Source organism: Diaphorobacter sp. B2A2W2, assembly GCF_056730635.1.
Map to the genome: position 1 here is coordinate 356,452 of NZ_JBWZOR010000001.1, position 26,795 is coordinate 383,246.

Annotated in this window: 25 protein-coding genes; 15 read left to right on the forward strand and 10 right to left on the reverse strand. The window is 66.8% G+C overall.

All coding sequences use genetic code 11. From position 1 onward, the window contains the following. Positions 1–31: 31 nt before the first annotated feature. The 4 genes from AC1PPL_RS01645 (at position 32) to gloA (ending at position 3,446) form a co-directional block, all read left to right on the forward strand. Positions 32–493, forward strand: a complete 462-nt coding sequence (locus tag AC1PPL_RS01645; RefSeq protein ID WP_015913377.1) for a VOC family protein — start codon at positions 32–34, stop codon at positions 491–493. Positions 494–858: 365 nt separating this feature from the next. Further along, positions 859–1,911, forward strand: coding sequence for a biotin synthase BioB (gene bioB, locus AC1PPL_RS01650; RefSeq protein WP_312793280.1), 1,053 nt, complete (start codon positions 859–861; stop codon positions 1,909–1,911). A 264-nt stretch (positions 1,912–2,175) separates the two neighbouring features. Continuing rightward, positions 2,176–2,967 carry an SDR family NAD(P)-dependent oxidoreductase gene (locus AC1PPL_RS01655; protein ID WP_287804733.1) on the forward strand — a complete coding sequence of 264 codons (792 nt, stop codon included), beginning with the start codon at positions 2,176–2,178 and terminating at the stop codon, positions 2,965–2,967. A gap of 62 nt (positions 2,968–3,029) precedes the next feature. Beyond that, entirely contained in the window at positions 3,030–3,446 is a 417-nt protein-coding gene (gene gloA, locus AC1PPL_RS01660) for a lactoylglutathione lyase (protein ID WP_011805290.1), read from the forward strand. 69 nt (positions 3,447–3,515) lie between these two features. On the opposite strand, the gene eda is transcribed toward gloA, so the two are convergent. The 6 genes from eda to AC1PPL_RS01690 all read right to left on the reverse strand — a co-directional run bounded on the left by eda (position 3,516) and on the right by AC1PPL_RS01690 (position 9,510). Beyond that, positions 3,516–4,163 (reverse strand): bifunctional 4-hydroxy-2-oxoglutarate aldolase/2-dehydro-3-deoxy-phosphogluconate aldolase, encoded by a 648-nt coding sequence (gene eda / locus AC1PPL_RS01665; protein ID WP_479972458.1) that lies wholly within the window; start codon positions 4,161–4,163, stop codon positions 3,516–3,518. Further along, a complete protein-coding gene (gene edd, locus AC1PPL_RS01670) occupies positions 4,154–5,971 on the reverse strand; it encodes a phosphogluconate dehydratase (protein WP_479972459.1) in 1,818 nt (605 codons plus the stop codon). The genes eda and edd overlap by 10 nt, the downstream gene beginning before the upstream one ends. A gap of 158 nt (positions 5,972–6,129) precedes the next feature. Further along, positions 6,130–7,140: a TRAP transporter substrate-binding protein gene (locus AC1PPL_RS01675; protein ID WP_047351486.1), complete on the reverse strand. Its 1,011-nt coding sequence runs from the start codon at positions 7,138–7,140 to the stop codon at positions 6,130–6,132. A gap of 44 nt (positions 7,141–7,184) precedes the next feature. Next, positions 7,185–8,465, reverse strand: coding sequence for a TRAP transporter large permease (locus AC1PPL_RS01680; protein ID WP_088886635.1), 1,281 nt, complete (start codon positions 8,463–8,465; stop codon positions 7,185–7,187). An 8-nt stretch (positions 8,466–8,473) separates the two neighbouring features. Continuing rightward, positions 8,474–8,995, reverse strand: a complete 522-nt coding sequence (locus AC1PPL_RS01685; RefSeq protein WP_123676600.1) for a TRAP transporter small permease — start codon at positions 8,993–8,995, stop codon at positions 8,474–8,476. Continuing rightward, positions 8,992–9,510 (reverse strand): gluconokinase, encoded by a 519-nt coding sequence (locus AC1PPL_RS01690; protein WP_312302233.1) that lies wholly within the window; start codon positions 9,508–9,510, stop codon positions 8,992–8,994. Before AC1PPL_RS01690 ends, AC1PPL_RS01685 begins: the two co-directional genes overlap by 4 nt. Before the next feature lie 244 nt (positions 9,511–9,754). Here AC1PPL_RS01690 and gntR point away from each other — a divergent pair, with 244 nt between their 5' ends. Next, a complete protein-coding gene (gene gntR / locus AC1PPL_RS01695) occupies positions 9,755–10,780 on the forward strand; it encodes an HTH-type transcriptional regulator GntR (RefSeq protein ID WP_479972460.1) in 1,026 nt (341 codons plus the stop codon). 183 nt (positions 10,781–10,963) lie between these two features. Here gntR and AC1PPL_RS01700 read toward each other — a convergent pair whose 3' ends face one another. Next, positions 10,964–11,497, reverse strand: a complete 534-nt coding sequence (locus tag AC1PPL_RS01700; protein WP_088886633.1) for an OmpA family protein — start codon at positions 11,495–11,497, stop codon at positions 10,964–10,966. 62 nt (positions 11,498–11,559) lie between these two features. Here AC1PPL_RS01700 and AC1PPL_RS01705 point away from each other — a divergent pair, with 62 nt between their 5' ends. Genes AC1PPL_RS01705 through pdxH form a run of 3 tightly spaced genes read left to right on the forward strand, consistent with a single transcriptional unit; the run spans position 11,560 to position 13,410 of the window. Continuing rightward, positions 11,560–12,153: a gamma-glutamylcyclotransferase gene (locus AC1PPL_RS01705; protein WP_015913401.1), complete on the forward strand. Its 594-nt coding sequence runs from the start codon at positions 11,560–11,562 to the stop codon at positions 12,151–12,153. A gap of 32 nt (positions 12,154–12,185) precedes the next feature. After that, positions 12,186–12,713, forward strand: coding sequence for a superoxide dismutase family protein (locus AC1PPL_RS01710; RefSeq protein ID WP_479972461.1), 528 nt, complete (start codon positions 12,186–12,188; stop codon positions 12,711–12,713). 43 nt (positions 12,714–12,756) lie between these two features. Next, a complete protein-coding gene (gene pdxH, locus AC1PPL_RS01715) occupies positions 12,757–13,410 on the forward strand; it encodes a pyridoxamine 5'-phosphate oxidase (protein ID WP_479972462.1) in 654 nt (217 codons plus the stop codon). A gap of 44 nt (positions 13,411–13,454) precedes the next feature. Here pdxH and AC1PPL_RS01720 read toward each other — a convergent pair whose 3' ends face one another. Next, positions 13,455–14,408 carry an AEC family transporter gene (locus tag AC1PPL_RS01720; protein WP_287953699.1) on the reverse strand — a complete coding sequence of 318 codons (954 nt, stop codon included), beginning with the start codon at positions 14,406–14,408 and terminating at the stop codon, positions 13,455–13,457. A 234-nt stretch (positions 14,409–14,642) separates the two neighbouring features. Between AC1PPL_RS01720 and dusA the strand changes: the two genes are divergently transcribed. Next, positions 14,643–15,698 carry a tRNA dihydrouridine(20/20a) synthase DusA gene (gene dusA / locus AC1PPL_RS01725; RefSeq protein ID WP_479972463.1) on the forward strand — a complete coding sequence of 352 codons (1,056 nt, stop codon included), beginning with the start codon at positions 14,643–14,645 and terminating at the stop codon, positions 15,696–15,698. Here dusA and AC1PPL_RS01730 read toward each other — a convergent pair. Further along, entirely contained in the window at positions 15,688–18,327 is a 2,640-nt protein-coding gene (locus AC1PPL_RS01730) for a bifunctional diguanylate cyclase/phosphodiesterase (protein WP_479972464.1), read from the reverse strand. The two genes, dusA and AC1PPL_RS01730, sit on opposite strands and share 11 nt — an antisense overlap. A gap of 234 nt (positions 18,328–18,561) precedes the next feature. Here AC1PPL_RS01730 and AC1PPL_RS01735 point away from each other — a divergent pair, with 234 nt between their 5' ends. From AC1PPL_RS01735 to AC1PPL_RS01745, 3 genes are all read left to right on the forward strand, one after another. After that, positions 18,562–19,632 (forward strand): GTP pyrophosphokinase, encoded by a 1,071-nt coding sequence (locus tag AC1PPL_RS01735; RefSeq protein ID WP_479972465.1) that lies wholly within the window; start codon positions 18,562–18,564, stop codon positions 19,630–19,632. 169 nt (positions 19,633–19,801) lie between these two features. Beyond that, a complete protein-coding gene (locus tag AC1PPL_RS01740; protein ID WP_088886626.1) occupies positions 19,802–21,109 on the forward strand; it encodes a polyhydroxyalkanoate depolymerase in 1,308 nt (435 codons plus the stop codon). Positions 21,110–21,117: 8 nt separating this feature from the next. After that, complete coding sequence (locus AC1PPL_RS01745; RefSeq protein WP_088886625.1) at positions 21,118–21,756, forward strand: RnfABCDGE type electron transport complex subunit B; 639 nt, start codon at positions 21,118–21,120, stop codon at positions 21,754–21,756. Positions 21,757–21,838: 82 nt separating this feature from the next. Here AC1PPL_RS01745 and AC1PPL_RS01750 read toward each other — a convergent pair whose 3' ends face one another. Next, positions 21,839–23,341 (reverse strand): methyl-accepting chemotaxis protein, encoded by a 1,503-nt coding sequence (locus tag AC1PPL_RS01750; RefSeq protein WP_479972466.1) that lies wholly within the window; start codon positions 23,339–23,341, stop codon positions 21,839–21,841. A 181-nt stretch (positions 23,342–23,522) separates the two neighbouring features. Here AC1PPL_RS01750 and dapC point away from each other — a divergent pair, with 181 nt between their 5' ends. From dapC to AC1PPL_RS01765, 3 genes are read left to right on the forward strand one after another with little or no spacing between them, the layout of a single operon-like run. Next, positions 23,523–24,725 carry a succinyldiaminopimelate transaminase gene (gene dapC, locus AC1PPL_RS01755; protein ID WP_479972467.1) on the forward strand — a complete coding sequence of 401 codons (1,203 nt, stop codon included), beginning with the start codon at positions 23,523–23,525 and terminating at the stop codon, positions 24,723–24,725. 8 nt (positions 24,726–24,733) lie between these two features. Continuing rightward, the gene (dapD, locus tag AC1PPL_RS01760) at positions 24,734–25,558 is read left to right on the forward strand and encodes a 2,3,4,5-tetrahydropyridine-2,6-dicarboxylate N-succinyltransferase (protein WP_123676290.1); all 825 of its coding nucleotides are present in this window, start codon (positions 24,734–24,736) and stop codon (positions 25,556–25,558) included. A gap of 58 nt (positions 25,559–25,616) precedes the next feature. Then, complete coding sequence (locus AC1PPL_RS01765; RefSeq protein WP_088886622.1) at positions 25,617–26,780, forward strand: PilT/PilU family type 4a pilus ATPase; 1,164 nt, start codon at positions 25,617–25,619, stop codon at positions 26,778–26,780. The last annotated feature ends 15 nt before the right edge of the window (positions 26,781–26,795 follow it).

Below are 26,795 nucleotides of genomic sequence, written 5' to 3' on the forward strand. Positions count from 1 at the left end.
CGCTAGCAGCTATCAATAAAGGAGTAAATGGATGACACGCCCCTTCAAAGTGCTGGGCATCCAGCAGGTGGCCATCGGCGGCACCGACAAGCAGCGCATGAAGACCTTGTGGGTGGACATGCTCGGCCTCACGCAGACGGGTACCTTCCAGAGCGAGCGAGAGAACGTGGACGAGGACATCCTTGCCATGGGGCAGGGCGCCTTCAAGGTGGAGGTGGACATCATGCAGCCCCTGGACATCGAGAAAAAGCCTGCCGTGCACGCCACGCCGCTGAACCACATCGGCCTGTGGATCGATGACCTGCCCAAGGCGGTGGAATGGCTGACCGCACAGGGTGTGCGCTTTGCGCCCGGGGGTATCCGCAAAGGCGCGGCGGGCTACGACATCACCTTCCTGCATCCCAAGAGCAATGACGAGTTCCCGATCGCCGGGGAGGGTGTCCTGATCGAACTGGTGCAGGCGCCGCCCGAGGTGATCGCGGCGTTGGGTTGAAAAGGACAAACTTCGACGCAACCGCCTGACTGCTGAAAAGCAAGAGAGCCCTGGTCCATGCGACCAGGGCTTTTTTTATGGCCATGCCGCATCTTCAGCAAAAACAGCGTGGTTTTTCTGGCAATTAGGGGGAGTTACTGGGGAGTTGATGGCAGATGAATAACACGACTTACTTCTTCCATCTTCATTCCCCATTTTTCATCTATATGCTCTCAAGATGCATTAAAAATAACGCAAATAGGCCACTTTTGGACGCATCTCTTTTCATCCTGATTTTTGAACGCTAAGGCTTCACAGACCACTCAAGCCTTTACACAATCAGGAGCAGCGCCCAGCAGTGGCGACCGCAGAACCGGAGAAATTTGATGACCTCAGCCACGACAGCCCCGCATACAACCCAGACACTGCAGTTTCATCCTCGCGTTGCCGGGAGTGTTGTGATGCAGCGAGGGGAGGGCTGGAGCATTCAAGCGGTACAGGAGCTCCTCGATCTTCCATTCATGGAACTGCTCTGGCGCGCGCAGGCCACGCACCGCGCACATTGGCCCCAGGGCGACATCGAATTGGCCACGCTGCTGTCCGTGAAAACAGGCGGCTGTCCGGAAAACTGCGGCTACTGCCCCCAGTCGGCGGAGTTCGATACCGGCGTGAAGGCCGAAAAACTCATGAGCGTGCAGGAGGTAACCCAGGCAGCGCAAGCCGCCAAGGACGCCGGCGCGACGCGCTTTTGCATGGGCGCCGCCTGGCGAGCACCGAAGGACCGCGACATCGAAAAGATGAGCGAGCTGATCACCGCCGTGAAGGACCTCGGCCTGCAGACCTGCGCCACGCTGGGCATGTTGCAGTCGCACCAGGCCCAGGCGCTGAAGGATGCCGGACTGGACTACTACAACCACAACCTGGACACGGCCCCCGAGTACTACAGCGACGTGGTCAGCACGCGCCAGTACCAGGACCGGCTGGATACGCTGCGCCATGTGCGCGACGCAGGCATCAACGTGTGCTGCGGCGGCATCGTTGGCATGGGCGAAGCGCCGGTGCACCGCGCGGGTCTCATCGCGCAGTTGGCCAACCTAAACCCGTATCCGGAGTCGGTGCCCATCAACAGCCTGGTGCGTGTTGCCGGAACACCGTTGGCCAACAGCGAGCCGGTGGACCCGCTGGACTTCGTGCGCGTGATCGCGGTGGCCCGCATCACCATGCCCAAGGCTCGCGTACGCTTGTCCGCCGGCCGCCAGCAGCTTGGCGACGCGGTGCAGGCTTTGTGCTTCTTGGCGGGTGCCAATTCCATCTTCTATGGCGACAAGCTGCTCGTGACGGGCAACCCGGATGTAGAGGCCGACACCCAATTGCTGGCCAAACTGGGGTTGAAGGGTACGCCCAACCAAACCACCACAGAAACTGCTTGCGGTGCTTAATCTGCATGCGCTGTTTTGTGCAGAGGGTGCGCGCTCTGAAGAATCAGGGTGCCACCAGCTGGGTACGTTTTTTTGGTACGCCCTCGAGTAAGCGGCAAGACTAGTCAGTTCAATTATTTAACATAATATACATCGTATCTACCAAACTGGCAGCTGAGTATCCGTCGCCACAACCCCCACATCCGCACCCAGCTCAGGGAACGATCCCACCCTCCGCGTAAACGTTCAGTGACCGGCCCTTGTCAATTGACTACGATGGCTGGCATGTCCCAAACACTCTCCACGTCAACTATCTCCTTCGGCCATCACGGTCGCGTGTGTATTGTCACGGGCGGTGCCCAGGGCATTGGCGAGGCCTGCGTGCGCAGGCTGGCGCGCGACGGTGCCAAGGTGGTGATCGCAGACATGGATGATGCCCGCGGACGTGCTCTTGCCGATGCGGTGCCGCAAGCCGCCTACATTCATTGCGATGTGGGCAACAAGTCCGAAGTGGATGCCCTGGTAGGTCAAACCATGGCGCTGCACGGGCGCATCGATGTATTGGTCAACAACGCGGGTATCTTCCGCGCTGCGAATTTTCTGGAGGTGACCGAGGAAGACTTCGACGCGGTACTGCGCGTGAACCTCAAGGGTGCCTTTCTCATGGGCCAGGCCGTGGCACGCGAAATGGTGCGCTCGGGCGGCGGCAGCATCGTGAACATGAGTTCCGTCAACGGCGTTTTGGCCATTCCGAACATCGCCAGCTACAACGTGAGCAAGGGTGGCATCAATCAGCTCACCCGCGTGATGGCGCTGGCGCTGGCGGACCGTGGTATCCGCGTGAACGCGGTGGCGCCCGGCACCATTGCCACGGAACTCGCCGCGAAGGCCGTGCTGACGAGCGACGAGGCCCGGCTCAAGATCCTGAGCCGCACGCCGATGAAGCGCCTGGGTGAGCCTTCGGAGGTCGCTGATGTGGTGGCATGGCTCGCCAGCGACGCCGCCAGTTATGTGACCGGCGAGATCGTCACCGTGGACGGCGGCCGCATGACGCTCAACTACACCGTGCCGGTCTAGCCCAGCCCATCACTCAGCGCAACAGGCCGCTGGGTCTTTGGGTTGACGGCACAATCCATGCCATGAGACTTCTGCACACCATGCTGCGCGTTGGCAATCTCCAGCGCTCCATCGATTTCTACACCCAGGTGCTGGGCATGCAGTTGCTGCGCACCTCCGAAAACCCTGAGTACAAATACTCTCTGGCCTTTCTGGGCTTCGAGGGCGGCAACCCCGGCCAGGCCGAGATCGAGCTGACGTACAACTGGGGGGTGGAAAGCTATGAGATGGGCACAGCCTACGGCCACATTGCCCTGGGCGTGCCCGACGCCTACGCCGCCTGCGAGAAGATCAAGGCCGCCGGCGGCACCGTGACGCGCGAAGCCGGGCCGGTCAAGGGCGGCACCACGGTGATCGCCTTTGTGACCGACCCTGACGGTTACAAGATTGAATTGATCGAGCGCAAGAGCGATGCCGGCGCAGGCACCGGCCTGCGCTAGTTTGCTCTTTCTTTAATAGCTGTTAGCGCTTATCCACAAAGCGCTACAGCCCATTTTTACTTGTATTCATCAAACCCGCTGCAACGCGCTGGCTTCGCGCGCTAGACGGGTGATGCGGGACCAGTCGCCCTGCTCCAGCGCATCCGCGGGCACCAGCCACGACCCGCCCACGCAGGCCACGTTCTTGAGCGCCAGAAACTCCGCCGCATTGCCGGGCTGGATTCCACCCGTCGGACAGAACGCCACGTCGCCAAACGGCCCCTGCCACGCTTTCAGCATGGCCGTACCGCCCGCCTGCACCGCAGGGAAGAACTTGAGCGCAGAGAAGCCCTCTTCCTGCGCCGTCATGATCTCGCTGCCCGTGGCCACGCCCGGCAGTAGCGGCAAGCCCGCATCGCGGCAGGCGCGGCCTACGGCGGGCGTAAAACCCGGACTGACGGCAAACCGCGCCCCGGCGCGCGCGGCAGCAGCCGCATCAGCACTGGTGCGTACGGTGCCTGCGCCGACCACGGCATCGGGCACTTCCGCGGCGATGGCCCGCATGCATTCGAGGGCTTGCGGCGTGCGAAACGTCACCTCCAGCATGCGGATACCACCGGCGACCAGCGCGCGCGCCATTGGCACGGCATGCCGCACGTCGTGCAGAACGATGACCGGGATCACGGGCGCATCGCGCATCACATCGAGCGCCGTGAGGGTGGGTTGCGTCACAGCCATGTGCAGGCTCCCTCTTCCGCGCTGAGCGCATTGCGCCGCATGCCGGCGAACAGTTCGCGCCCCCAACCGCGTGCGTTGTCCTGCAGCAAGCCAGGCGGCACGGTGGCAGGCGTGCGCGCCTGCCATTCGGCCGCATCGACCAGCACATCGAGCGTGCCCGCCACGGCATCCAGCCGGATGACGTCACCGTCGCGCACCAGCGCCAGCGGGCCGCCGGCATGCGCCTCGGGCGATGCGTGGATGGCCGCAGGCACCTTGCCCGAGGCGCCGCTCATGCGGCCGTCGGTGACCAGCGCCACCTTGTAGCCCTTGCCCTGCAGCACGGCCAGCGGCGGGGTGAGCTTGTGCAGTTCTGGCATGCCATTGGCCTGGGGACCCTGCCAGCGCACCACGCAGACCACGTCCCGGTCCAGTTCGCCGGCCTGGAAGGCCTGCTGCAGTTCGCCCTGCGAGGCAAACACGCGTGCAGGCGCCTGCACCACATGCCGGTCGGGCGGCACGGCGGAGACCTTGATCACGCTGCGCCCCAGGTTGCCCGACAGCAGCTTGAGGCCGCCCGTGGCGCTGAAAGGGTCGGCCGCAGGGCGCAGCACGCTGTCGTCACGCGAGGCGCCGATGTCGGCCCAGTGCAGTCGCTGATCGGCGGTTCCCTGCGGCTCGCGCGTGTATTCGCGGATACCTCCAGGGCGAACGGTAAGTACATCCTCGTGCATCAGCCCGGCATCGAGCAACTCGCGGATCACATAGCCGGGGCCGCCGGCGGCCTGGAATTGGTTCACGTCCGCGCTGCCGTTGGGGTACACGCGCGCCAGCAACGGCACGACGGCGGACAGGGCGGAAAAGTCGTCCCAGTCGATCACGAGGCCCGCCGCGCGCGCCACAGCCACCCAGTGGATCAGGTGGTTGGTGGATCCTCCCGTGGCCAGCAGCGTCACCATGGCGTTGACGATAGCGCGCTCGTCTACCACGCGCCCGATAGGTGGGCATGACGCCCCCTTGTCGCCCAGCACCGTGCGTGCTGCCTCGCGCGTGAGTTCCTGGCGCAGCGCCTGGCCCGGGTTCACGAAGGCCGTGCCCGGCACATGCAGGCCCATGGCCTCCAGCATCATCTGGTTGCTGTTGGCCGTGCCGTAGAAGGTGCAGGTGCCCGGCGAGTGGTAAGCGGCCATCTCGGCCTCCAGCAGTTCACCGCGGCCCACCAGACCTTGCGCGGCCTGCTCTCGCACCTTGGCCTTGGCGCTGTTGGACAGGCCCGAAGTCATCGGCCCCGCCGGCACGAACACCGTGGGCAGATGGCCGAACTGCAGCGCACCCACCAGCAGACCAGGCACGATCTTGTCGCACACACCGAGCATGAGCGCGCCATCGAACACGTCGTGGCTCAGCGCCACGGCCGTGGCCATGGCGATCACGTCGCGGCTGAACAGGCTCAACTCCATGCCGGGTGTGCCCTGCGTCACGCCATCGCACATGGCGGGTACGCCGCCGGCCACCTGGGCCGTGGCCCCGCGCTTGCGCACCTCGTCCTTGATCAGGTCCGGGTAATGCTGCAGCGGCGCATGGGCCGACAGCATGTCGTTGTACGCCGTGACGATGCCGATGTTGGGTGCCTTCTGGACCACCACACGCAGCTTGTCGTTGCCAGGCATGCCGGCGAAGGCGTGGGCCACATTGGCGCAACCCAGGCGGTCTGCACCGCGGTCGCGGCGCGCCTGGAACTCAAGCTGCTGCAGATAGGCGCCGCGCGTAGGGGCGCTGCGCTGGCGGATGCGCTCGGTGACGGTGTGGACGGTGTCGTGCAGGGGCATGCTGGGTGGCGCGAGGGCGGCTGTGGGAAGGTTGCAGAAAACGACTGCGGGCAAGCATTGCCCCCGGAATCCTACGCGCCAGTGGGCGACACAGGTGTAGGCCGAGGGCACATGGCGGGGAACCGAGGGCAGGCGCCGCCGCCTGCCCCACCCTGCGCTTACTTGGCGTTGCGCGCCTGCTGGACGGCGGCGTTCACCTCGTCCCAGGTCTGCTGGCCCACCGACTTGGCGATGCCCGCGTTCACGCTGACCAGCTTTTCGCGCATGCGGTTGGCCTCGGCGGCCGACAGCTCGTTGACCTGCATGCCCTTGCCCTTCAGGTCGGCCAGGGCCTTGGCGGCCTCTTCACGCGTGTCCTTGCGCTCGAAATCACGGCTCTTGATAGCGGCGTCCTGCAGCACCTTCTTCTCGGCGGCGGACAGGCCGTCCCACCATTTCTTGCTCACCGTGACGATCCAGGGGCTGTACACGTGGTTGGTCACCGTGAGGTACTTCTGCACCTCGTAGAACTTGCTGGAGACGATGGTGTTGTAGGGGTTCTCCTGGCCGTCCACGGCGCGCGTTTCCAACGCGGTGAACAGCTCGGAGAACGGCAGCGGCACGGCGTTGGCGCCCAGGGCCTTGAAGCTGTCGAGGAACACGTTGTTCTGCATCACGCGCAGCTTGATGTCGTTCAGGTCTTCCAGCTTGGCGACGGGGCGCTTGCTGTTGGTGAGGTTACGGAAACCGTTCTCCCAGTACACCAGGCCCACCATGCCCTTGGCTTCCAGCTTGGCCTTGATCTTGTCGCCCACGGGGCCGTCCAGCACCACATCGGCTTCCTTGGCGTTGCTGAAGAGGAACGGCGTGTCCCACACAGCCATCTCCGGCACCAGGCCCACCAGCGTGGCGGTGGAGCCCACCATCATCTCCTGCGCGCCACCGATCAGCGCCTGCTGCATCTGCGTGTCGGAACCCAGCGAGGCGTTGCCAATGGCGCGCACCTTCATCTTGCCGCCGGTGGCCTTTTCCACCTCTTGCGCAAACATGCGGGCCGCGCGGCCCTGGTTGGAGTTGTCCACCAGGCCATAGCCGAAACGCACGATGCGCGGCTTGAAGTCCTGCGCCTGTGCAGCGCCGGTGGCAACGAGTGCGGCCACGAGGCCGGCAAGAGCAAAGCGGATACGCATGGGAAGTCTCCTTTGGACAGTCAGGGTGAAAAGGGATGAAAAGCTCAGTGCATCCAGCGCAGCGGCGCGGTGATGAGGGCCGGGAACAGCGTGAACAGGACCGCCAGCAGCACATACACGGCCAGGAACGGCGTGGTGCCGCGGATCACGGTCTCCATGCGCAGGCGGCCCACGCCCGCCACCACGTTCTGCACCGTGCCCACGGGCGGCGTGATCAGGCCGATGCAGCCCACATAGATGAACATGAAGCCGAAGTACACGGGGTCGATGCCTGCCTTGGCGGCCAGCGGCGCGCAGACGGGGCCGAAGATCAGGATGGTGGGCGTGAGGTCCATGGCCGTGCCCACCACCAACAGGAAGGTCATCATCAGCGCCATGAACAGCACGGGGTTGCCCATCACGCCGGCGAAGCTGTCGGCCAGCATGTTGGGCAGGTCGGCCAGGGTGATCATGTAGGCCGTGACGGTGGCGGCGCCGCACAGGAACATGACCACCGCCGTGGTCTTGCCTGCGGCCAGGAACACGTCGTACAGCTGCGACCAGTTCAGTTCGCGGTACACGAACATGGACACCAGCAGCGCATACACGGCGGCGACCACGGCGGCCTCGGTGGGCGTGAAAATGCCGCCGCGCAGGCCGCCCAGGATGATGACCGGCATCATCATGGCCCAGAAGCTCTTCGCCAGCGCCTTCATGCGCGGGCCCCACGCCACACGCTCCATCGAGGGCAGGTCGTGGCGGCGCGCAATCCAGGCCCAGGCGCCAATCAGGAAGATGCCCATCATCAGGCCCGGTGCCACGCCTGAGAGGAACAGCTTGCTGATCGAGGTATTCGTCGTCACCCCGTAGATCACGAACGGCATGGACGGCGGGATGATCGGCGCGATGATGCCGCCAGACGCCAGCAGGCCCGCGCTGTAGCTCATCGGGTATTTCTGCTCGCGCATCATCGGCAGCAGGATGGTGGCCAGCGCCGCCGTGTCGGCAATGGCCGAACCGCTCATGGACGCCAACAGCACGGCCGCGCCAATCACCACGAAGCCCAGCCCGCCGCGGATATGCCCCACGAAGGCGCGCGCCAGGTCGATGATGCGCCGCGACAGGCCGCCCGCGTTCATCAGCTCGCCCGCCAGGATGAAGAACGGCACGGCCAGCAGCGGAAAGTTATCAAAGCCGGCCTGCAGGTTTTGCGCCAGCAGCTGCGAATCGAAGAAATCCAGGTGCCACATCAGGGCGACACCCGTCAGCACCAGGGCGTGGGCGATGGGCATGCCGATCACCATGCCGCCGATGAGCACCAAAAGAAAGATGGCGGTAACGATCATGGTGCGCCCTACTCCACCGACGTTTCCGCGTCGCTGCCATGCGGCAGCGGCTCGCCGCGGCGCAGATCCACCACCACGCCCACCAGCAGGCCCACGGCCAGTACCAGCGTCGCCGCGGCGCCCAGCGCCAGCGGATAACCCAGAACGGTGCTGTAGCTGTCCATGCCGGCGATCACCTGTTCCCACGAACCCTTGAGCAGCAGCAGCATGCCGCCCGCCACCAGAGCCTGGCTGGCCCAGAACAGCAGCTTGCGCGAGCGGCCCTTCAGGCGCGAAGTGAGCATGTCGAAGCCCAGGTGCTTGCCCTCAAAGGCCGCGACGATGGTGCCCACCGCCACCAGCCACACGAACAGCAGGCGCGAGATCTCTTCGTACGAGACGATGCTCGTGGAGAACACGTAGCGCAATACCACGTTGACGAACACGGCCACGACCATGCCGGCCAGCGCGAGCACCATGAAATGCTCGGCCAGGCGCTGCACCAGGGGCTTGCGCGGCCGTTCCTGCGGGGAAGGGGAAGAAGCGCTCATGCACTGTCTCCGGAAGACGACGAAAGGGAGGCAGCTGCGTTGCCGCGCAGCCATTGGACGACGGACCGGGCCAGCTCGTCCACGGGGCGTGTGGCATCCAGCGTCAACACGCGCGGCTCGCCCTCGGGCGACTCCAGCGTGGCGAACTGATCGGCCACCAGAGCGGGCGAAAAGAAATGCCCCGCGCGCGTCTGCACGCGCTGCAATGCCTGCTCATAGTCCAGCGCCAGAAACACGAATCCCACGCGCGGGTTGCCCGCACGCAGGCGATCGCGGTATTTGCGGCGCAGCGCCGAGCAGGTCAGCACTACGCCCGCAGAGCCCGAGGGCGCCGCCAGCAATGCGGCCAACCGCTCCAGCCAGCCCGCGCGGTCGGCATCGGTCAAGGGCACGCCGGCGCGCATTTTGGCAATGCTCTCGGGAGCATGGTGGGCATCGCCTTCATGCAGCACCCAGCCCAGCGCTTTTGCGCAGGCCTCGCCCACGCTGGACTTGCCGCAGCCAGAAACGCCCATCACCACGATGGCATCGATGTCACAGGTCAAGATAGCGCTATCTCTAAAGATTCAAAAAAACGGCTGCATCCCAGGACGCAAGCCGTTCACCCGAAGTTCACGGCTTCACGCCGCGGCTTCTCATGGGGAAATTTCGCTGCATCGCACGGGGAGAAGCTACTCCTCCCCACAAACCCGCGAAAACCCCATGAAAGATAGCGCTATCTTAAGGGACAATTTTGGCCAGAATTCCTAGGAATAACCCTTGACCGCCAACCGACGACCGCGCCGCTCCAGCGGCCGCATCACCCTGAACGACGTGGCAGGCGCCGCCGGCGTGAGTCCCATCACCGTGTCGCGTGCCCTGCGCGGCGAACGCACCGTGGATCCTGCGTTGGCCGACCGCGTACGCGAGGCGGCCGATCGGCTGGGCTACGTGCCCGACCCGGCCGCGCGCGCGCTGGCGTCGCAGCGCAGCACGCAGGTGTTGGTGCTGGTGCCGCTGCTGTCCAACGCGCTGTTCGTGGATTTGCTGGAGGCGGTGCACCGCACGCTGTTCCCCGAGGGCTTTCAGCCACTCATCGGCGTGACCCACTACGACAGCGCCGAGGAAGAGTTGCTGCTGCGCACCTACCTGCCCCACCGCCCCGCCGGCCTGCTGGTGACGGGGTTCGACCGCAGCGAGGCCGCACGCCAGCTCATCGTGCACAGCGGCGTGCCCTGCGTGCACCTCATGGAGACCAGCGCCGCGCCTGGGGTGGCCTGCGTGGGCTTTTCGCAGCAGGACGCGGGCGCCACCATCACGCGCCACCTGCTGGAACGCGGGCGTAAGCGCATCGCCTTTTGCGCCGCGCAACTGGACCCGCGCGTGCTGCAGCGCGCCGAAGGGTACCGGCGCACCCTGCGCGAAGCGGGCCTGTACGACCCGCGCCTGGAGTTGCTAAGCCCCGAGCGCTCTTCCATCGCCCTGGGCGCTCGGCTGTTCGAGGACCTGGTGCAACGCATGCCCGACGTGGACGCCATCTTCTTTTGCAACGACGACATTGCCCAGGGCGGGCTGCTGGCGGCCAACCGCATGCGCATCGACGTGCCGGGGCGCATCGCCGTCGCGGGATTCAACGACTTGGCCGGCAGCGCGCAGATGGTGCCGCCGCTGACCACCATCCGCACACCGCGCAGCGAAGTCGGCCGCGCCGGCGCCGACATGCTGCTGGGCCTGATGCGCGGCACGCTGGCGCAGCCGCAGTGCGTGCAGTTGGACTACGAGCTGATCGTGCGCGAGAGTACGTGAACAAGGATGCAGCGCAGTGCGCTACAGCTTGGGTAGCTGTTCGCGCTTGCGAATCAAGCACTCAAGGCAAAAAAGTACCTGAATCCTTCTTCAAACAAGCGCGACCAGCTATTGAATGTGTAGCACGCCAGACACAAAAAAGCCCGGCATTACCGGGCTTTTGCAGGCTTGGCGCATCCAGGCTCAAGGAGCCAGAATCACCTCCACGCGGCGCGCCTCGGCATTGCTGCCGCTGCCCTGCGTGGCTTCGGGCTTCTTCAGCTCCACCTTCTCTTCGGCCACACCCAGGGCCTTCAGGGCGTCGCGCACGGCCAGCGCGCGCTGCTTGGCCAGCTCGGCGTTCACGGCCGCGTCGCCCGTGGCGTCATGGAAGCCCGACACCACCGCGGTCTTGCCGCCGTCCACCACGCCCTTGACCACGTCGCCCAGCGCTTCGTTGGCGCCCGGGGCCAGCTCGGCCTTGCCGGTGGCGAAGAAGAACTTCACCACACCGCCCTCCACCACCACGCTGGCGGCGTCCTCGGTGATCACCACGCCGGGCGCGGCTGCCTCAGCCGCAGGGGCCACAGCGGCGGCCGGCGCCTTGGGGGCGTGGGCAATGCCACGCTTGTAGACCACCACGCCCACGACGGTGGAGACCACCAGCGCGATCAGCGCAAAGAGGAACCCGAGTGCGAAGCGTTGCTGGCTGTCGTCGTCGGAGCTGTTGAAGGACATGTTGAGAACTCCCGTGAATAATCGGTGCGTTGGACAAAACCCATCGATTGTAGAGTCTCGCCATGCCGCCGCTTGCCGCTCCCCTGCGTGACCCCGCCCCCATGCTCGACCGCGCGCTGCATGAATGGGGCGGGCGGGACGACCTGTGGATCTTTGGCTATGGCTCGCTGATCTGGCGGCCCGACTTTGCCTACGCCGAGCGGCGCGCGGCCACGGTGCACGGCTGGCACCGGGCTTTGAAGATGTGGAGCCGCGTGAATCGCGGCACGCCCGAATGCCCGGGTCTGGTGTTCGGCATGCTGTCGGGCGGCAGTTGCCGCGGCATGGTGTTCCGCGTGGACCACAGCCACGCGCGCCAGGTCATGGTCAACCTGTGGCAGCGCGAGATGGTCCTGGGCGTATACGACCCGCGCTGGCTCAACTGCCGCACGCCCCAGGGTGCGGTGCGCGCGCTGGCGTTCACGCTGTCGCGCAAGAGCCCCAGCCACACGGGCGTGCTGGCGGACGAGGAATACCGCCGCATCTTCGCGCAGGCCAGCGGCATCTACGGCACCACGCGCGACTACGCCGAGGCCACCCACGCCGAACTGCAACGCATGGGCATCCACGACCGGGCGCTCTCGCGTCTGATTGCGTTGGCGCGCGAACCGCGTTAGTTTGGCGGTTTTCAACCCTCTGGAGAAATCGCATGTCCCTTCGCTACCTCCCCACGGGCGCGGCCCTGGCGGCTGCTGTCGCACTCGCCGGCTGCGCATCCATGTCCAGCGCGCCCTCGGCCACCGCCCGGCTGGAGCCTACGCGCGGCAACAGCGCCCAGGGCACGGTGCGCTTCGTGCAGAGCGGTGATGCGGTGCGCGTCAGCGGCACGGTCAGCGGGCTCAAGCCGGGGGCGGAGCACGGCTTTCACATCCATGAGAAAGGCGACTGCTCCAGCCGGGACGGCAACAGCGCGGGCGGCCACTTCAATCCCACGGGCACACCGCATGGCCAACACGGCAAGGGACCGCACCACACCGGCGACCTGCCCAGCCTGCGCGCGGACGGCAACGGCGTGGCCACCTTCAACTTCGAGTCGCGCAGCATTCGCGTGGGCTCCGGCGCCACCGACATCGTGGGTCGCGGCCTGATCGTGCATGCCAACCCCGACGACTACGTCACCCAACCCACCGGCAACGCGGGCGCGCGCCTGGCGTGCGCGGTGATCGCCGGCCGCTGATCGCCTGGTGCAGGGCTGGGCGCCCTGCGGGCACAATCCCCGCATGAGCCACAGCCCTCTCTCCTCCTCCATCGCCGACCTGCGCAAGAGCTACGAGCGCGCCGAGCTCAGCGAGGACGCCTCCCACGCCGATCCCTTGCAGCAGTTCGACCAATGGCTGCGCGAAGCCATGGCTGCCCAGGTGCCCGAGCCCAACGCCATGACCGTGGCCACCGTGGGCAGCGACCTGCGTCCCAGCACCCGCGTGGTGCTCATCAAGGGCTACGACGCGCAGGGCATCGTCTGGTACACCAACTACGACAGCCGCAAGGGCCGCCAGATCGCGGGCAACCCCTATGCCGCGCTGCAGTTCCATTGGGTGGAACTGGAGCGCGTGGTGCGCATCGAGGGCGTGGTGGAAAAGGTGAGCGAGGCCGAGAGCGACGCCTACTTCCACAGCCGCCCGCTGGACTCGCGCATCGGCGCCTGGGCAAGTCCGCAAAGCCAGGTCATCCCCAGCCGGGGTGTGCTGGTGGCCAACGCGGCCAAGTACGGCGCGCAGTTCCTGCTCAAGCCGCCCCGCCCGCCGCACTGGGGGGGCTTTCGCCTGCGGCCGGATCAGTGGGAGTTCTGGCAGGGCCGCAAGAGCCGCCTGCACGACCGGTTGCGCTACCGCCTGGAGGGCGGCGCGTGGGAGCGCGAGCGGCTGGCGCCGTAAGCATCCGGAAGACGCCCTGCTCCACGCGCGTCTTCAACGCATGTTCAATGCATGAAGAACTGCGCCAACACCAGCACCACCGGCAGCGTGATCAGCGCCAGCGCGGTGGACAGCGCGATGGCCGAGGACACCTCCTCCTGCATCACGCCATAGCGCTGCGTGAACAACAGCACATTCGCGCCCACCGGCATGGCCGCGGCGGTGAACATCACCGCGATCGCCGGGCCTGACAGCCCCAGCGCCCACGCCAGCGTCCCCAGCGTGGCGGGCAGCGCCAGGTTCTTGATCACTGCCACCCGCAACGCGCCGCGCCAGTGGTTGCCAATGCGTGTGTGCGCCAGCGCAATACCCACCAGCAGCAGCGCCATGGGCCCCAGCGCCGCCGCCAGCACCTGCAGTGGGCGGTCCAGCATCTCGGGCAGCTGCCAGCCTGTCTGCGCGAACAGCAGGCCCGCCAGGATCGGTAGCGGCACCGGGTGCACGATGCTGTTGCGCACGGCCTGCCACACGGTGTGCGCCATGGGGCGCGGCGCTGCACTGCCGGTGCGCTGCTGCTCGCGCGCCTCGGCCAACTCGAACACCATGGTGGCCGCCGTCAGCAGCACCAGCGAATGCAGGGATACCAGCGTGAACAGCGTCACCAGGCCCTGCGGCCCATACACCAGACCCATGAGCGGCGCGCCGATCATCACCAGGTTGCTGAAGGTGTGCGCCAGCGCCCGCGCCGCCGCGGCCGTGGAGAACCGGCTGAACGCCAGCGTCAGCCCGAACAGCAGCGCCGCCGCGCTGAAGTACAGCAGCACGGGCTGAAAGTCCAGCTCTTGGAGCCGCACATTGCCCATGGTGCGAAACAGCAGCGCGGGCGTGAGCACCAGGAACACGATGTTGGACAGATCCGGCACCGCCGTGGCGCGCACCCAGCCCACGCGGGCGGTGAGGTAGCCGATGCCGATGCACAGAATGACGGGAACCAGGGGAACGAGGATCGAAGACAGCAAGGTGGGCAGAGGGTCGAAGTGCCGGCGCGGCGCCGGGCGGCAAGTGTAGGGCCTGGGGATGCGGCGCGCTTGCACTCATGAATTAATAGCTGCTAGCGCTTGATGGACAAGCGCTGGAGGCCGAAAACACCCTAAATCCCTTGCAACTGTGGCGCAGCGCCGGACCTGGGACAATATTGGCCCCCGCCCCGCTCCCTTGTCCCCCAGACCGCCCCGTCCTTCACCGTGCACGCTATGCCCTCCTCCATCGCCCACAGTCCCTGGCGCATGTCCGTCGCGCCGATGATGGACTGGACCGACAGGCACTGCCGCTACCTGCACCGTCTGCTGTCGCGCCACACGCTGCTCTACACCGAGATGGTGACCACCGGTGCGCTGGTGCACGGCGACGTGCAGCGCCATCTGCGCTTTGACGCGGCCGAGCACCCGGTGGCGCTGCAGTTGGGCGGCAGCGAGCCGGCCGACCTGGCGCACTGCGCCCGTCTGGGCGAGCAGTGGGGCTATGACGAGATCAACCTCAACTGCGGCTGCCCCAGCGAGCGTGTGCAGCGCGGCGCTTTCGGCGCCTGCCTGATGAACGAGCCGCAACTGGTCGCCGACTGCGTGAAAGCCATGGTGGACGTGGTTCAGGTCCCGGTCACCGTCAAGCACCGCATCGGGATCGACCAGAACGAAGACTACGGTTTCGTGCGCGACTTCGTGGGCGTGGTGGCCGACGCGGGCTGCCGCGTGTTCATCGTGCATGCGCGCAATGCGTGGCTGAAGGGCCTGTCGCCCAAGGAGAACCGCGAGATTCCCCCGCTGCGCTACGACGTCGCGGCCCGGCTGAAAGCCGACTTCCCGCAACTGACCATCGCCATCAACGGGGGCTTTCAGACCGACGCCGCGGTGCTGCAGGAATTGGCCCGGGTGGATGGCGTAATGGTGGGCCGCGAGGCCTACCACAACCCCTGGTGGCTGGCGCGCTGGGATGAGCAGTTCTTTGGCGCCGTGCCCGCCGCGCTCACGCGCGAGCAGGTCGAGGAAGACATGGTGGCCTACATGGAGCGCGAGGCCACCGCGCACGGCACGCACTGGTATGCGGTGGCGCGCCACATGCTGGGCCTGCGCAACGGCCTGCCCGGCGCGCGACGCTGGCGCCAGGTGTGGAGCGACCACCGCTTGAAACACCTGCCCGCGCGCGAAGTGATGGCCCTGGCGCGCACCAAGCCGGGCGCCACCGCGCCCGATGCACTGCGCGCAAGCGCCGTGCAAGCCGGCGCCCTGCCAACGGAGCCGCTCAGCCTTTGAGGCCCGCCAGCCAGTCCCGCAGCGGCTGCGGCAGCCCGAACAGATAGCCCTGCAGGCCATGGCAGTGGTGGGCGATGAGGAAGTCCGCCTGCTGCCGCGTCTCCACCCCCTCGGCCACCACGCGCAGGCGCAAGTGGCGCGCGACCGAAAGAATGGCCTGCACGATCGCCGCGTCGTTCGCGTCGGAGGGCGCGTCCTGTACGAAGCTGCGGTCGATCTTGAGTTCGTACAGCGGCAGGCGCTTCAGATACGCCAGGCTGGAGTAGCCGGTGCCGAAGTCATCGATGGAAAAGCGCACGCCCAGCGCCACCAGCTCGTGCATGCGCCGGGCAGTGTCCTGCCAGTTCTCCACCAGCAGGCTTTCCGTGACCTCCAGCGTGAGCAGCGCCGCGGGCGCGCCCGTGCTGTGCAGCGCCGCGCGTACCTGCTCCACGAAGTCCGCCTGGCGGAACTGGCGGGGGCTGACATTGACCGAGATCGATAGCGCCCGGCCCTGCTGGTGCAGTTCGGCCAGCGTGGCGCAGGCCTGCTGGATGACACGCGCACCCATGCGCACGATCAACCCCGCCTGTTCCGCCACCGGGATGAACTGCGCCGGCGGCACGAAGCCGCGCTGCGGATGCGGCCAGCGCAGCAGCAGCTCCGCGCCGATGAGCTGGCCGGCGGCATCCACCTGCGGCTGCGCATAGGTCAGCAGCGCGTCGTTGTCGACCGCGCTCTTGAGGTCCTGCAGCAGCGCCAGGCGCTCCTGCGCTGCGGCGTGCATGTCCTGCTCAAAGAAGCACACCTGGTTGCGCCCCCGGTCCTTGGCACAGAACATGGCCGTGTCGGCCTCGCGCAGCAGGTCTTCCACGGCCTCACCGTTCTTGGGAAACAGCGTCACGCCGATGCTGCCGGTACTGCCGTAGTGCACCCCGCCCAGGTCATAGGGCGCATCCAGGCATTCGCGCAGCTGCTGGGCGCGCCGGCAGGCCTGCTCACGCGCAACGGAAGGGCCGTCGCCCAGCCGCGGCACCAGCATGACGAATTCGTCGCTCCCCAGCCGTGCCACGGTCTCCTGCGGCCCGGCCGCGTCCTGCAGGCGCGCGGCGACCTGCACCAGCAGCCCGTCGCCCACCCCGTGGCCGCGCGCGTCGTTGATCTCCTTGAAGTTGTCCAGGTCGATGTAGAACAGCGCGCCCATGCCCCCCTGCTGCTGGGCCGTGACCAGTGCATCCTGCAAGCGCTGCAGCAGCAGGCGGCGGTTGGGCAGGCCGGTGAGCGCGTCGAAATACGCGAGCCGGTACATGGCGGCCTCGGCCTCGTGGCGCCGCGTGACGTCGCGCGACAGCGCGATGAAGTGGCGCTGGCCCGGGCCGCCCCCGGTCTGCGGCGCACCGCCCTGCTTGCAGGCCACGGATAGCTCGAACCAATGCTGGCTGCCCCCGATGTCCAGGCTGTACTGCCGCCCTTCGGAATAGCCGTACTCGGCCGCCTCGTCCAGCGCAGCCATGCATTCGGCGGCGGCAGCGGGCGGCAACACATCCCCCAGCGTGCGCCCCACCAGCGCCTGGGCGCGCGTGCCGATCAGGTCCGCGCGGGCGGACCGGTAGTGGTGGATGCCTCCCTGTGCGTCCACCTCGAACAGCAGATCGGGCACGGCATTGAGCGTGCCTTCCAGCTCATCGCGCGTGCGGCGCAACTCGCGCGTCATCTCGCGGGCCAGCGCCATGGCCCGCTGCCGGGCGTTCACCTGCTGCCCCACGAACCATCCCGCCAGCAGGCTGAAGGCGGCGCCCAGCAGGGCAACCAGATGGTGTGTGGATCCTTCGAAGCGCTGCTCGAATGAAGGCAGCGGGTACAGCACCAGCGTCCAGCGCCTGCCGCCTACGTCGTAGCTGCGCACGGCCTCCAGCCCGCCATTGACCGCGTGGGGTGCATAGTCCGTGCGCGACGCAAACACCAGCACCCCCCCTGCCACCGAGGGGCCGTCATGGATGGCCAGTGCAAGGTCGCTGTCCAGTTCGCTCGCCAGGCCCTGGATCACGTCGTCCATGCGAAATGGCGCGGCCACCCAGCCTGCAATGTTCTGGCGACGCTGGGCCAGAGTGTCCACGGCGGCGTGTCTGGCATACAGCGGCAGGTACATGACCAGGGAGCTGCCGGCATCCCCTTCGCGGCTGCCCAGCGGGCCCGACAGCGCCAGCGTCCCGGAGTCGCGCGCGCGCAGCAGCGCCTCGCGCCGCGCCGGCTGCAGCATGGCATCCTGTCCCAGTTCCTGCTGGTTTTCCGGCGTTTGGGGTGCGATGTGCGTGATCAACGCCTGCCCCGTGCGCGCCCCCGTGGATTCCGCCACGCGCGACAGCAACGCCACCCCCTGCAGGCCCGGGCGCGTCTGCGGCAGGTGCAAGGCCTCCACATAGGCCTGGAATTCCTGCTGGTCGATGCTGTCGGAGCCTTCGTAGTAGCCCTTGGCGCCACGCAACACCATTTCGTAGGCGGCGATGCGGTCCGACAGGTTGGAAACCACGCGGTCCACGGACAAGGCGAAAGCCTGCAGCCGGCGCTCGTCCCGTGCGCGCTCCACACCCTGCCAGACCAGATAGGTGACGGCGAGCAGCAGCAGTGAAAGCACCACTGCTGCGATCATGCCCGGATGCCATGGGGCCCAGTGCTGTGCGAACCCCCTCGGGGCAGCCACCTCTTTATTCATGCGTTTCCAAGCGTCGCATAGCGACCGCCGCAACACAATAGGGAAGCGCCAGATTGCCGTGCGCCGCGCGGCCCGTCTGTGGGACGCGGCCTTGTCCTACCCCGCCGAGGGCCACCGCAGGCCCTTCCCTGCCCTACCATCCGTGGCTGTCCCTTGACCCCTGCGCCTGCCGTGCCCCTCCCCTCACCCACGACCCATCTCACCCCTGAGGAGTCCGCGTTCCACGCGTTCTATGCGCAGGAGCGCCCGGCGCTGGACCACGCCTGCGCGTTTTACATGGCGCTGCTGCAGTCGCTGCTGTCGCAGGCGCGCCACATCGAAATTGCCAAGATCGAAGGGCGCGTGAAGGACCGCGATGAATGCCTGCGCAAGTTTTCGCGCAAGTACCGCGCGGCGCTGGAGGAAAGCGGGGCACCCTATGAAATCCGCCCCTACATCACCGACCTGATCGGCGTGCGCGTGGTCTGCCTGTACGAGGACGAGCTGGAAAAGGTGGCGCAGATCGTCCAGTCGCACTTCGACGTGATCGACGTGACCGACAAGGTCAGCGCCCTGGAGGGCACCGAGGCCTCTTTCGGCTACAAGGGCCTGCACCTGGACCTGCGGCTCAACGCCGTGCAGGCCGCCCTGCCCGAGAACGCCGCCTATGCGGCGCAGCCGTTCGAGCTGCAGGTGCGCACCATCATCCAGGACGCGTGGAGCGTGCTGGACCACAAGATCAAGTACAAGAAGTCGATTCCGGCCGAACTCAAGCGCCGCATCAACGTGCTGTCCGCCCTGTTCGAACTGGCGGACCGCGAGTTCCGCCAGATCCGCGATGCCACCGATGCCGAACTGCTCTACGCACCCGACGAGACCACCGAGGCCGAGACCGAACCCAGTCGAACGCCGGCGCCCGGCAGCGAGCTCAACGCCTTCACGTTCCTGAAGATTGCCCGCCATTTCTTCAAGGACGTGGAGTTCGACGCGCAGAAGGTGGACCTGTTCGTGGACGACATGCGCGCATGGTCACCGGGCATCACGCGTGCCCGCTTCAACACGCTGATGCGCGAAACGATTGCCACCGTCAAGCGCTACAAGCAGTTCTACGAGGCGCAGAACCCCGAGGGCAGCTTCAACCCCTTCACCGTGATCCGACACTGCCTGTACCTGGGCGACCGGCAGGCGTTTCGCCGCGCGCTGCGCAACAGCTCGCGCGAAGCCTTCGAAGCGTGGCTGCAGGAAAATCCCACCCTGATATAAGTCAAATCGACCTCCAGCGCTTGTCCATCAAGCGCTGACTGCTATCAAAAGCATTGCATCAAGCCCGCCCGCCAATGTCGCGCGCGGGACACTGAATGCGTAGTTGCACGACACGCAAGCAAATGCAACTGCTGATATATTGCACTGCAACATAACTCGGTCCTGCCCCATGCTGTACACCCTCTACGAGACCCAGCGCTCCCTCATGGAGCCCTTCGCCGACCTGGCGCAGGCCGCCGCCAAGTTCTACAGCAACCCGCTCTCGCCGTTCAGCGAGACGCAACTGGCCCATCGCATCTCGGCAGGCTATGAACTGCTGTACCGCCTGGGCAAGGACTACGAGAAACCCGAGTTCGGCATCAGCACCGTGGACGTGGATGGCGTGAGCGTGGCCATCCATGAGCGCGTGGACGTCGACAAGCCTTTCTGCGAACTGCGCCGCTTCAAGCGGTTTTCGGACGACCCGGCCACCTTGCTCAAGCTCAAGGGCCAGCCCGTGGTGCTGATCGTGGCGCCGTTGTCGGGCCACTACGCCACGCTGCTGCGCGACACCGTGCGCTCCATGCTGGAGAGCCACAAGGTCTACATCACCGACTGGAAGAACGCGCGCATGGTGCCGCTGCAGGAGGGCGAGTTCCACCTGGACGACTATGTGAACTACGTGCAGGAGTTCATCCGCTACCTGCAGGGCCAATACGGCAACTGCCATGTGATGAGCGTCTGCCAGCCCACGGTGCCGGTACTGGCCGCCGTCTCGCTGATGGCCAGCCGCGGCGAGACCACGCCACTGTCCATGACCATGATGGGCGGCCCCATCGATGCGCGCCGCTCACCCACAGCGGTGAACAACCTGGCCACCCAACGCAGCTTCGAGTGGTTCGAGAACAACGTCATCTACCGCGTACCCAGCAACTTCCCCGGCGCCGGCCGCCGCGTGTACCCGGGCTTTCTGCAGCACACGGGCTTCGTGGCCATGAACCCGGACCGGCACGCCAGCAGCCACTACGATTACTTCAAGAACCTCATCAAGGGCGATGACGCCAGCGCCGAGGCCCACCGCAAGTTCTACGACGAGTACAACGCCGTGCTCGACATGGATGCCGACTATTACCTGGAGACCATCAAGACCGTCTTCCAGGACTACAGCCTGGTCAACGGCACCTGGGACGTGCGCTCGCCGGACGGCGCGGTGGAGCGCGTGCGCCCCCAGGACATCACCCAGACCGCGCTGCTGACCATCGAAGGCGAGCTCGACGACATCTCCGGCTCCGGCCAGACCGAGGCGGCGCAGGATCTGTGCACCGGCATCGCCGCGGACCGGCGCAACCACCTCGAGGTGAAGGGCGCCGGCCACTACGGCATTTTCAGCGGCCGCCGCTGGCGCGAGCTGGTCTACCCGCAGGTGCGCGACTTCATCCGTGCCAACCAGTCCGCCCAGCCCACGTCACGCCCCCGCCGCGCACGCAGCGCCGCCTGACGCCGGCCATGACCTCCCCCGCAGCGCAGCAGGCGCTCGTTGAGCGCATTGACGCGGCCCTGCCCCAGACCCAGTGCACGCGCTGCGGCTACCCTGACTGCCAGTCCTATGCCCGTGCCATCGTACGGGGCGAGGCCGAGATCAACCAGTGCCCGCCCGGCGGGGCCCAGGGCATTGCACGCCTGGCCGCCATCACTGGCCGGCCCGAGCTGCCGCTGAGCGCGGCCCATGGAACGGAGGTCCCGCGCGCCGTGGCGGTGATCGACGAAAACTGGTGCATCGGCTGCACGCTGTGCCTCAAGGCCTGCCCCACGGACGCCATCCTGGGCATCAACAAGCGCATGCACACCGTGATCGCGCCGCACTGCACGGGCTGCGAACTGTGCCTGCCCGCCTGCCCGGTGGATTGCATCCGCATGGAAAATGCCAGCGGCCAGGCCACTGGCTGGGCCGCATGGTCCGCCCCGCAGGCCGAGCAGGCGCGCGTGCGCTACCAGGCGCGGCAAGAGCGGCTGCAGCGCGAGGAGGCGCAGGCCACCGCCCCCGAACCCGCCCCTCCGGCGCCGGACAACGCGCCCGATCCCAAGCGCGCAGCCATTGCCGCGGCACTGGCGCGCGCCCGCGCGCAGCGCGCCGACCGGGGCTGACGCCGCTGCGCCGGCAGCCCTACCGCTCACGACCGCAGCGGGCTATGGCAATACGGAGCGAACCGGCGACAGGCCTGCCGCATCAGGCCGCGAGCGACTTGTAGACGCCGCAGCCCAGATAGACATCTCCCGCGCGCTGCACGTAGGACATCTTGGTTTGCACCGCGCCCGTGGCCGGATTGGTGATGTCGTATTCCACCCAGCCCGGCGCGCGTTCGGCCTGGGCCACGATGGCGCTGACCAGCGCATCCCCGGCAATACCGGGAATGTCCTGCACCCGCGTTCCCACCTTGGCGGGATTGCCGCCAAAGGCCAGGTAGGTGCCGCCCGCATCGAGCGCGAACACGTACATGTCGCGGTCGTGGTAGGGCTGTGCGGGGTCGGTCAACGTGCGCAGAAAGGCGTCGCGCGGCAGGCCGCGCTGCACGGCGGCGGCGCGCTGCACCAGGGCCACGGCCTCCTCGGCCGTACCCTGCTGCAGACGAAACGCCAGCACCGCCCGGGACAGGGTAGACGCCCGGCTCTCCAGCGCCTGCGCCTCGCGCAGGGCATCGCTCACCATCTGGGCATTGCGCTGCGTGATCTGGTCCAGTTGCTGCACCGCGGTGCTGATCTCGCGCAGACCCGTGCCCTGTTCATTGACCGAGTGGGAGATTTCGCTCACATGCCCGGCCACGCCACGGATGCCTTGCGCCATGGCCGCAATACCCTCACCGGCGGTGCGGATCAGCCCCGCGCTGCCCTCCACCTGCCGCACGGACGTGCCAATAAGGTCGCGGATCTCGCGCGCCGCCTCGGCTGAGCGGCCCGCCAGCGTGCGCACCTCGGCCGCCACCACGGCAAAACCCCGGCCCTGCTCGCCCGCGCGTGCCGCTTCCACGGCGGCATTCAGCGCCAGGATGTTGGTTTGGAAGGCGATGCCGTCGATCACCTGGATGATCTCGCCCATGCGGCGGGCATCGTTCTGGATGCCCTGCACCGCCTCCACCGCCCGCGCCATCGCCTGGGTGCCCGCCTCAGCGGCTTGGCGCACCTCGCCGGCGCGCTGATCGGCCACGCCGGCCGCCTGCGCGTTGTTGTTCACGGCGGAAGACAGCTCCTCCACGCTGGCCGCAGTCTGCTCCAGGCTGGCGGCCTGTTGCTCGGTGCGGTCGGCCAGTTCGCGGTTGTCCGCCGCCAGGCTTTGACCCGCGTGCGCCACCAGCGCCGCGTTGCTGCGGATGTCGGCCACCATCGACGAGAGCGTGTACACCATGCGGTTGAGTTGCTCGTCCATGTGCGCCAGTTCATCGCGGCCGCGCACTTCGGCCCGGCTGCACAGGTCGCCCTGCGCCGTGCGCTCCATTACGCCGCTCAGCCGCCGCAGGTCGCCCGCCACACTGGCCTGGAAAGCCGTGGCCAGATAGGCGGTGGCCAGCACCGCCACGCCACACACGCCCCACGTGGCGCGCGGCCCCCATCCCTGCACCCCCGCGACGGCCAGCAGTGCCAACACGGCCACGCCTCCCAACAGGGCCAGCTTGGCCGAGAAACGCAGGCGCCGCATGAGTCCCACGCCCGGCCGCAGAATGAATGAAACCGTCATCGCTTTTGTCCCCCTCGCTGGCTGAAATGCGCGCCCTGGCGCGTCGCACTGATGAATTGATGCCATTTGTAACCAAATTCGACGGCTGTGTAGAGCGATCAAACCCTGTAGTTGTTTTTGGGAACGGGTGGCGGGGCCGCGCCCTATGGCGCCCGGCCGCATCCCTGATAATCGCCCCCCTATGAATCCCCTGCTCTCCCTACTGCAGCCCTACCCGTTCGAGCGGCTGCGACAGCTTTTTGCGGGGGTGACGCCCTCGGCCGCTCACCGCGCCATCAGCCTGGGCATCGGCGAGCCACGCCATGCAACGCCGCCGTTCATCCAGGAGGCCCTGGCCGCCAACCTGGCAGGCCTGGCCAGCTACCCCTCCACCGCCGGTGACCCCAGCCTGCGCGAAGCCTGTGCCGGCTGGATGCAGCGGCGCTACCGTATTCCCGTCAACCCCGCCACGCAGGTGCTGCCGGTGAACGGTTCGCGCGAGGCGTTGTTCGCATTCGCGCAAACCGTGGTGGACCCCACCCGCGCGGGCGCCACCGTGGTGTGCCCCAACCCGTTCTACCAAATCTATGAAGGCGCCACGCTGCTGGCCGGCGCCACGCCGTACTACGCCCCGAGCGATCCAGCCCGCAACTTTGCTGTGGACTGGGACAGCGTGCCCGAGGAGGTATGGCAACGCGCGCAACTGCTCTTCGTGTGCTCGCCCGGCAACCCCACGGGCGCCGTGATGCCCCTGCCCGAGTGGGAAAAGCTCTTCGCGCTGAGTGACCGCTACGGTTTTGTGATCGCCTCGGACGAGTGCTACAGCGAGATCTACTTCCGTGACGAGCCCCCGCTAGGCGGCCTGGAGGCGGCGACCCAACTGGGCCGAGCCGACTACCGCAACCTGATCGCCTTCACCAGCCTGTCCAAGCGCAGCAACGTGCCGGGCCTGCGCAGCGGCTTCGTGGCGGGCGACGCGGCACTCATCAAGGCGTTTTTGCTGTACCGCACCTACCACGGCAGTGCCATGGGTCCCGCCGTGCAGGCCGCCAGCGTGGCTGCCTGGAACGATGAGGTGCACGTGGAAGAAAACCGCGCCCTGTACCGCCAGAAGTTCGCCCAGGTCACGCCCATGCTCGCCGAGGTGATGGACGTGCGCCTGCCCGACGCGGGTTTCTACCTCTGGGCCAAGGTGCCCGACGCCCTGGGCATGAGCGATGCGGAGTTCGCCCAGGCCCTGCTGGCTCAATACAATGTCACGGTATTGCCGGGCAGCTATCTCGCCCGCGATTCCGGCGGCGCCAACCCCGGCGCCCAGCGCGTGCGCATGGCCCTTGTGGCCGAGACCGCGGAATGCGCCGAAGCGGCCTCGCGCATCGTGCAATTCATCCAATCCCGTACGTGATTCCATCCATGACCCAACAATTGCAGACCCTGATCGACAACGCCTGGGACAACCGCGCCAGCCTCTCGCCCTCCGCCGCGCCCCAGGAAGTGGTGGACGCCGTCGAGCATGTGATCGCCGAGCTCAACAACGGCAGGCTGCGCGTGGCCACGCGCGAGGGCGTGGGCCAGTGGACCGTGCACCAGTGGATCAAGAAGGCCGTGCTGCTGTCGTTCCGCCTGAAGGACAACGAGCTCATGAAGGCCGGTGACCTGGGCTTCTTCGACAAGGTGCCCACCAAGTTCGCCCACCTGTCCGCCGACGAGATGGCCGCCACCGGCGTGCGCGTGGTGCCGCCGGCCGTGGCGCGCCGCGGCAGTTTCATCGCCAAGGGCGCGATCCTGATGCCCAGCTACGTGAACATCGGCGCCTATGTGGACGAAGGCACCATGGTGGACACCTGGGCCACCGTGGGCTCGTGCGCGCAGGTCGGAAAGAACGTGCACCTGTCCGGCGGCGTGGGGCTGGGCGGCGTGCTCGAGCCCCTGCAGGCCAACCCGACCATCATCGAGGACAACTGCTTCATCGGCGCGCGCTCCGAAGTCGTCGAGGGCGTGATCGTCGAAGAGAACTCGGTCATCAGCATGGGCGTGTACATCGGTCAGAGCACGCCGATCTACGACCGCACCACGGGCGAGATCACCTACGGTCGCGTGCCCGCTGGCTCGGTGGTGGTCAGCGGCAACCTGCCCAAGGACGGTGGCCGCTACAGCATGTACGCGGCCATCATCGTCAAGAAGGTGGACGCCAAGACCCGCTCCACCACCAGCCTGAACGACCTGCTGCGCGACTGAAGCTACGCCGCACCGGCACTCTGCACGCATACATAACCAGCACTGAGAGGGAACCAGCATGAGCACGATGGAGCGGATTCTGCGCCTGATGGCCGACAAGAAGGCATCCGATGTCTACCTGTCGGCCAACGCACCGGCGCTGATCAAGATCAACGGCGAATGCGTGCCGATCAACAGCCAGATCCTGCCGCCTGACGCGCCCAAGAACCTGCTGTCCGAGATCGTCCCCCCCGACCGCATCGAAGAGCTGGAAGAGACCGGTGAGCTCAACATGGGTGTGCCGCTCACCGGCGTAGGGCGCTTTCGCGTCAGCGCGATGCGCCAGCGCGGTACCTATGCGGTGGTGATCCGCTTCATCACGCAGAACATCCCGCAGCTGTCCACGCTGCACCTGCCGCCGGTGCTCAGCGAGCTGATCATGGAAAAGCGCGGCCTGATCCTGCTCGTGGGCGCCACGGGCTCGGGCAAGAGCACGACGCTGGCGGCGATGCTGGACGCGCGCAACGAGTCCATGACCGGCCACATCCTCACGGTGGAGGACCCGGTCGAATACCAGTTCAAGAACAAGAAGTCCATCGTCAACCAGCGGGAGATCGGCAGCGACACCCAATCGCTGCAGACCGCGCTCAAGAACGCGCTGCGACAGGCGCCCGACGTGATCCTGATCGGCGAAATCCGCGACCGCGAGACCATGTCCGCCGCCATCGCCTACGCCCAGTCGGGCCACCTGTGCCTGGCCACGCTGCACGGCAACAACAGCTACCACGCCCTCAACCGCATCCTGTCGTTCTACCCCGTGGAGGTGCGCCCCACGATGCTGGGCGACCTGGCGTCCGCGCTCAAGGCCATCATCTCGCAGCGCTTGGTACGCACCACGACCGGCGATCGCGTGCCCGCGGCGGAAGTCATGCTCAACACCAAGCTGGTGGCCGAGCTGGTGGAAAAGGGCGACTTCTCGGGGATCCGCGAGGCCATGGAAAAATCCATGGCCGAAGGCTCGCAGACCTTCGAGGAAGCGCTGGCACACCTGATCCTGGAGGGCAAGATCGACCGCAAGGAAGGCTTGGCCTACGCCGATTCCCCCACCAACCTCATGTGGCGCCTGCAAAACGACTTCTCGGCTGCCGCGAAGTCGGCGCGCGCCGTCAACGATGCCGGCCAGCAGTCCGAGGACGATGCCCCCTCGTTCACCGAGATCGTGCTGGACGTCAAGCCCGCCTGAGCCCGTTTCGCGGCC

What these genes read in the sequence shown, in the direction of transcription:
- AC1PPL_RS01745 (WP_088886625.1), top strand. Translation starts at nt 21,118, where the DNA reads ATGACCTCCCCCGCAGCGCAGCAGGCGCTCGTTGAGCGCATTGACGCG.
- gloA (WP_011805290.1), top strand. Translation starts at nt 3,030, where the DNA reads ATGAGACTTCTGCACACCATGCTGCGCGTTGGCAATCTCCAGCGCTCC.
- AC1PPL_RS01710 (WP_479972461.1), top strand. Translation starts at nt 12,186, where the DNA reads ATGTCCCTTCGCTACCTCCCCACGGGCGCGGCCCTGGCGGCTGCTGTC.
- AC1PPL_RS01700 (WP_088886633.1), bottom strand. Translation starts at nt 11,497, where the DNA reads ATGTCCTTCAACAGCTCCGACGACGACAGCCAGCAACGCTTCGCACTC.
- dusA (WP_479972463.1), top strand. Translation starts at nt 14,643, where the DNA reads ATGCCCTCCTCCATCGCCCACAGTCCCTGGCGCATGTCCGTCGCGCCG.
- AC1PPL_RS01680 (WP_088886635.1), bottom strand. Translation starts at nt 8,465, where the DNA reads ATGATCGTTACCGCCATCTTTCTTTTGGTGCTCATCGGCGGCATGGTG.
- eda (WP_479972458.1), bottom strand. Translation starts at nt 4,163, where the DNA reads ATGGCTGTGACGCAACCCACCCTCACGGCGCTCGATGTGATGCGCGAT.
- AC1PPL_RS01685 (WP_123676600.1), bottom strand. Translation starts at nt 8,995, where the DNA reads ATGAGCGCTTCTTCCCCTTCCCCGCAGGAACGGCCGCGCAAGCCCCTG.
- AC1PPL_RS01705 (WP_015913401.1), top strand. Translation starts at nt 11,560, where the DNA reads ATGCCGCCGCTTGCCGCTCCCCTGCGTGACCCCGCCCCCATGCTCGAC.
- AC1PPL_RS01730 (WP_479972464.1), bottom strand. Translation starts at nt 18,327, where the DNA reads ATGATCGCAGCAGTGGTGCTTTCACTGCTGCTGCTCGCCGTCACCTAT.
- bioB (WP_312793280.1), top strand. Translation starts at nt 859, where the DNA reads ATGACCTCAGCCACGACAGCCCCGCATACAACCCAGACACTGCAGTTT.
- AC1PPL_RS01740 (WP_088886626.1), top strand. Translation starts at nt 19,802, where the DNA reads ATGCTGTACACCCTCTACGAGACCCAGCGCTCCCTCATGGAGCCCTTC.
- AC1PPL_RS01750 (WP_479972466.1), bottom strand. Translation starts at nt 23,341, where the DNA reads ATGACGGTTTCATTCATTCTGCGGCCGGGCGTGGGACTCATGCGGCGC.
- pdxH (WP_479972462.1), top strand. Translation starts at nt 12,757, where the DNA reads ATGAGCCACAGCCCTCTCTCCTCCTCCATCGCCGACCTGCGCAAGAGC.
- AC1PPL_RS01675 (WP_047351486.1), bottom strand. Translation starts at nt 7,140, where the DNA reads ATGCGTATCCGCTTTGCTCTTGCCGGCCTCGTGGCCGCACTCGTTGCC.
- dapD (WP_123676290.1), top strand. Translation starts at nt 24,734, where the DNA reads ATGACCCAACAATTGCAGACCCTGATCGACAACGCCTGGGACAACCGC.
- dapC (WP_479972467.1), top strand. Translation starts at nt 23,523, where the DNA reads ATGAATCCCCTGCTCTCCCTACTGCAGCCCTACCCGTTCGAGCGGCTG.
- edd (WP_479972459.1), bottom strand. Translation starts at nt 5,971, where the DNA reads ATGCCCCTGCACGACACCGTCCACACCGTCACCGAGCGCATCCGCCAG.
- AC1PPL_RS01690 (WP_312302233.1), bottom strand. Translation starts at nt 9,510, where the DNA reads ATGGGCGTTTCTGGCTGCGGCAAGTCCAGCGTGGGCGAGGCCTGCGCA.
- AC1PPL_RS01655 (WP_287804733.1), top strand. Translation starts at nt 2,176, where the DNA reads ATGTCCCAAACACTCTCCACGTCAACTATCTCCTTCGGCCATCACGGT.
- AC1PPL_RS01645 (WP_015913377.1), top strand. Translation starts at nt 32, where the DNA reads ATGACACGCCCCTTCAAAGTGCTGGGCATCCAGCAGGTGGCCATCGGC.
- AC1PPL_RS01765 (WP_088886622.1), top strand. Translation starts at nt 25,617, where the DNA reads ATGAGCACGATGGAGCGGATTCTGCGCCTGATGGCCGACAAGAAGGCA.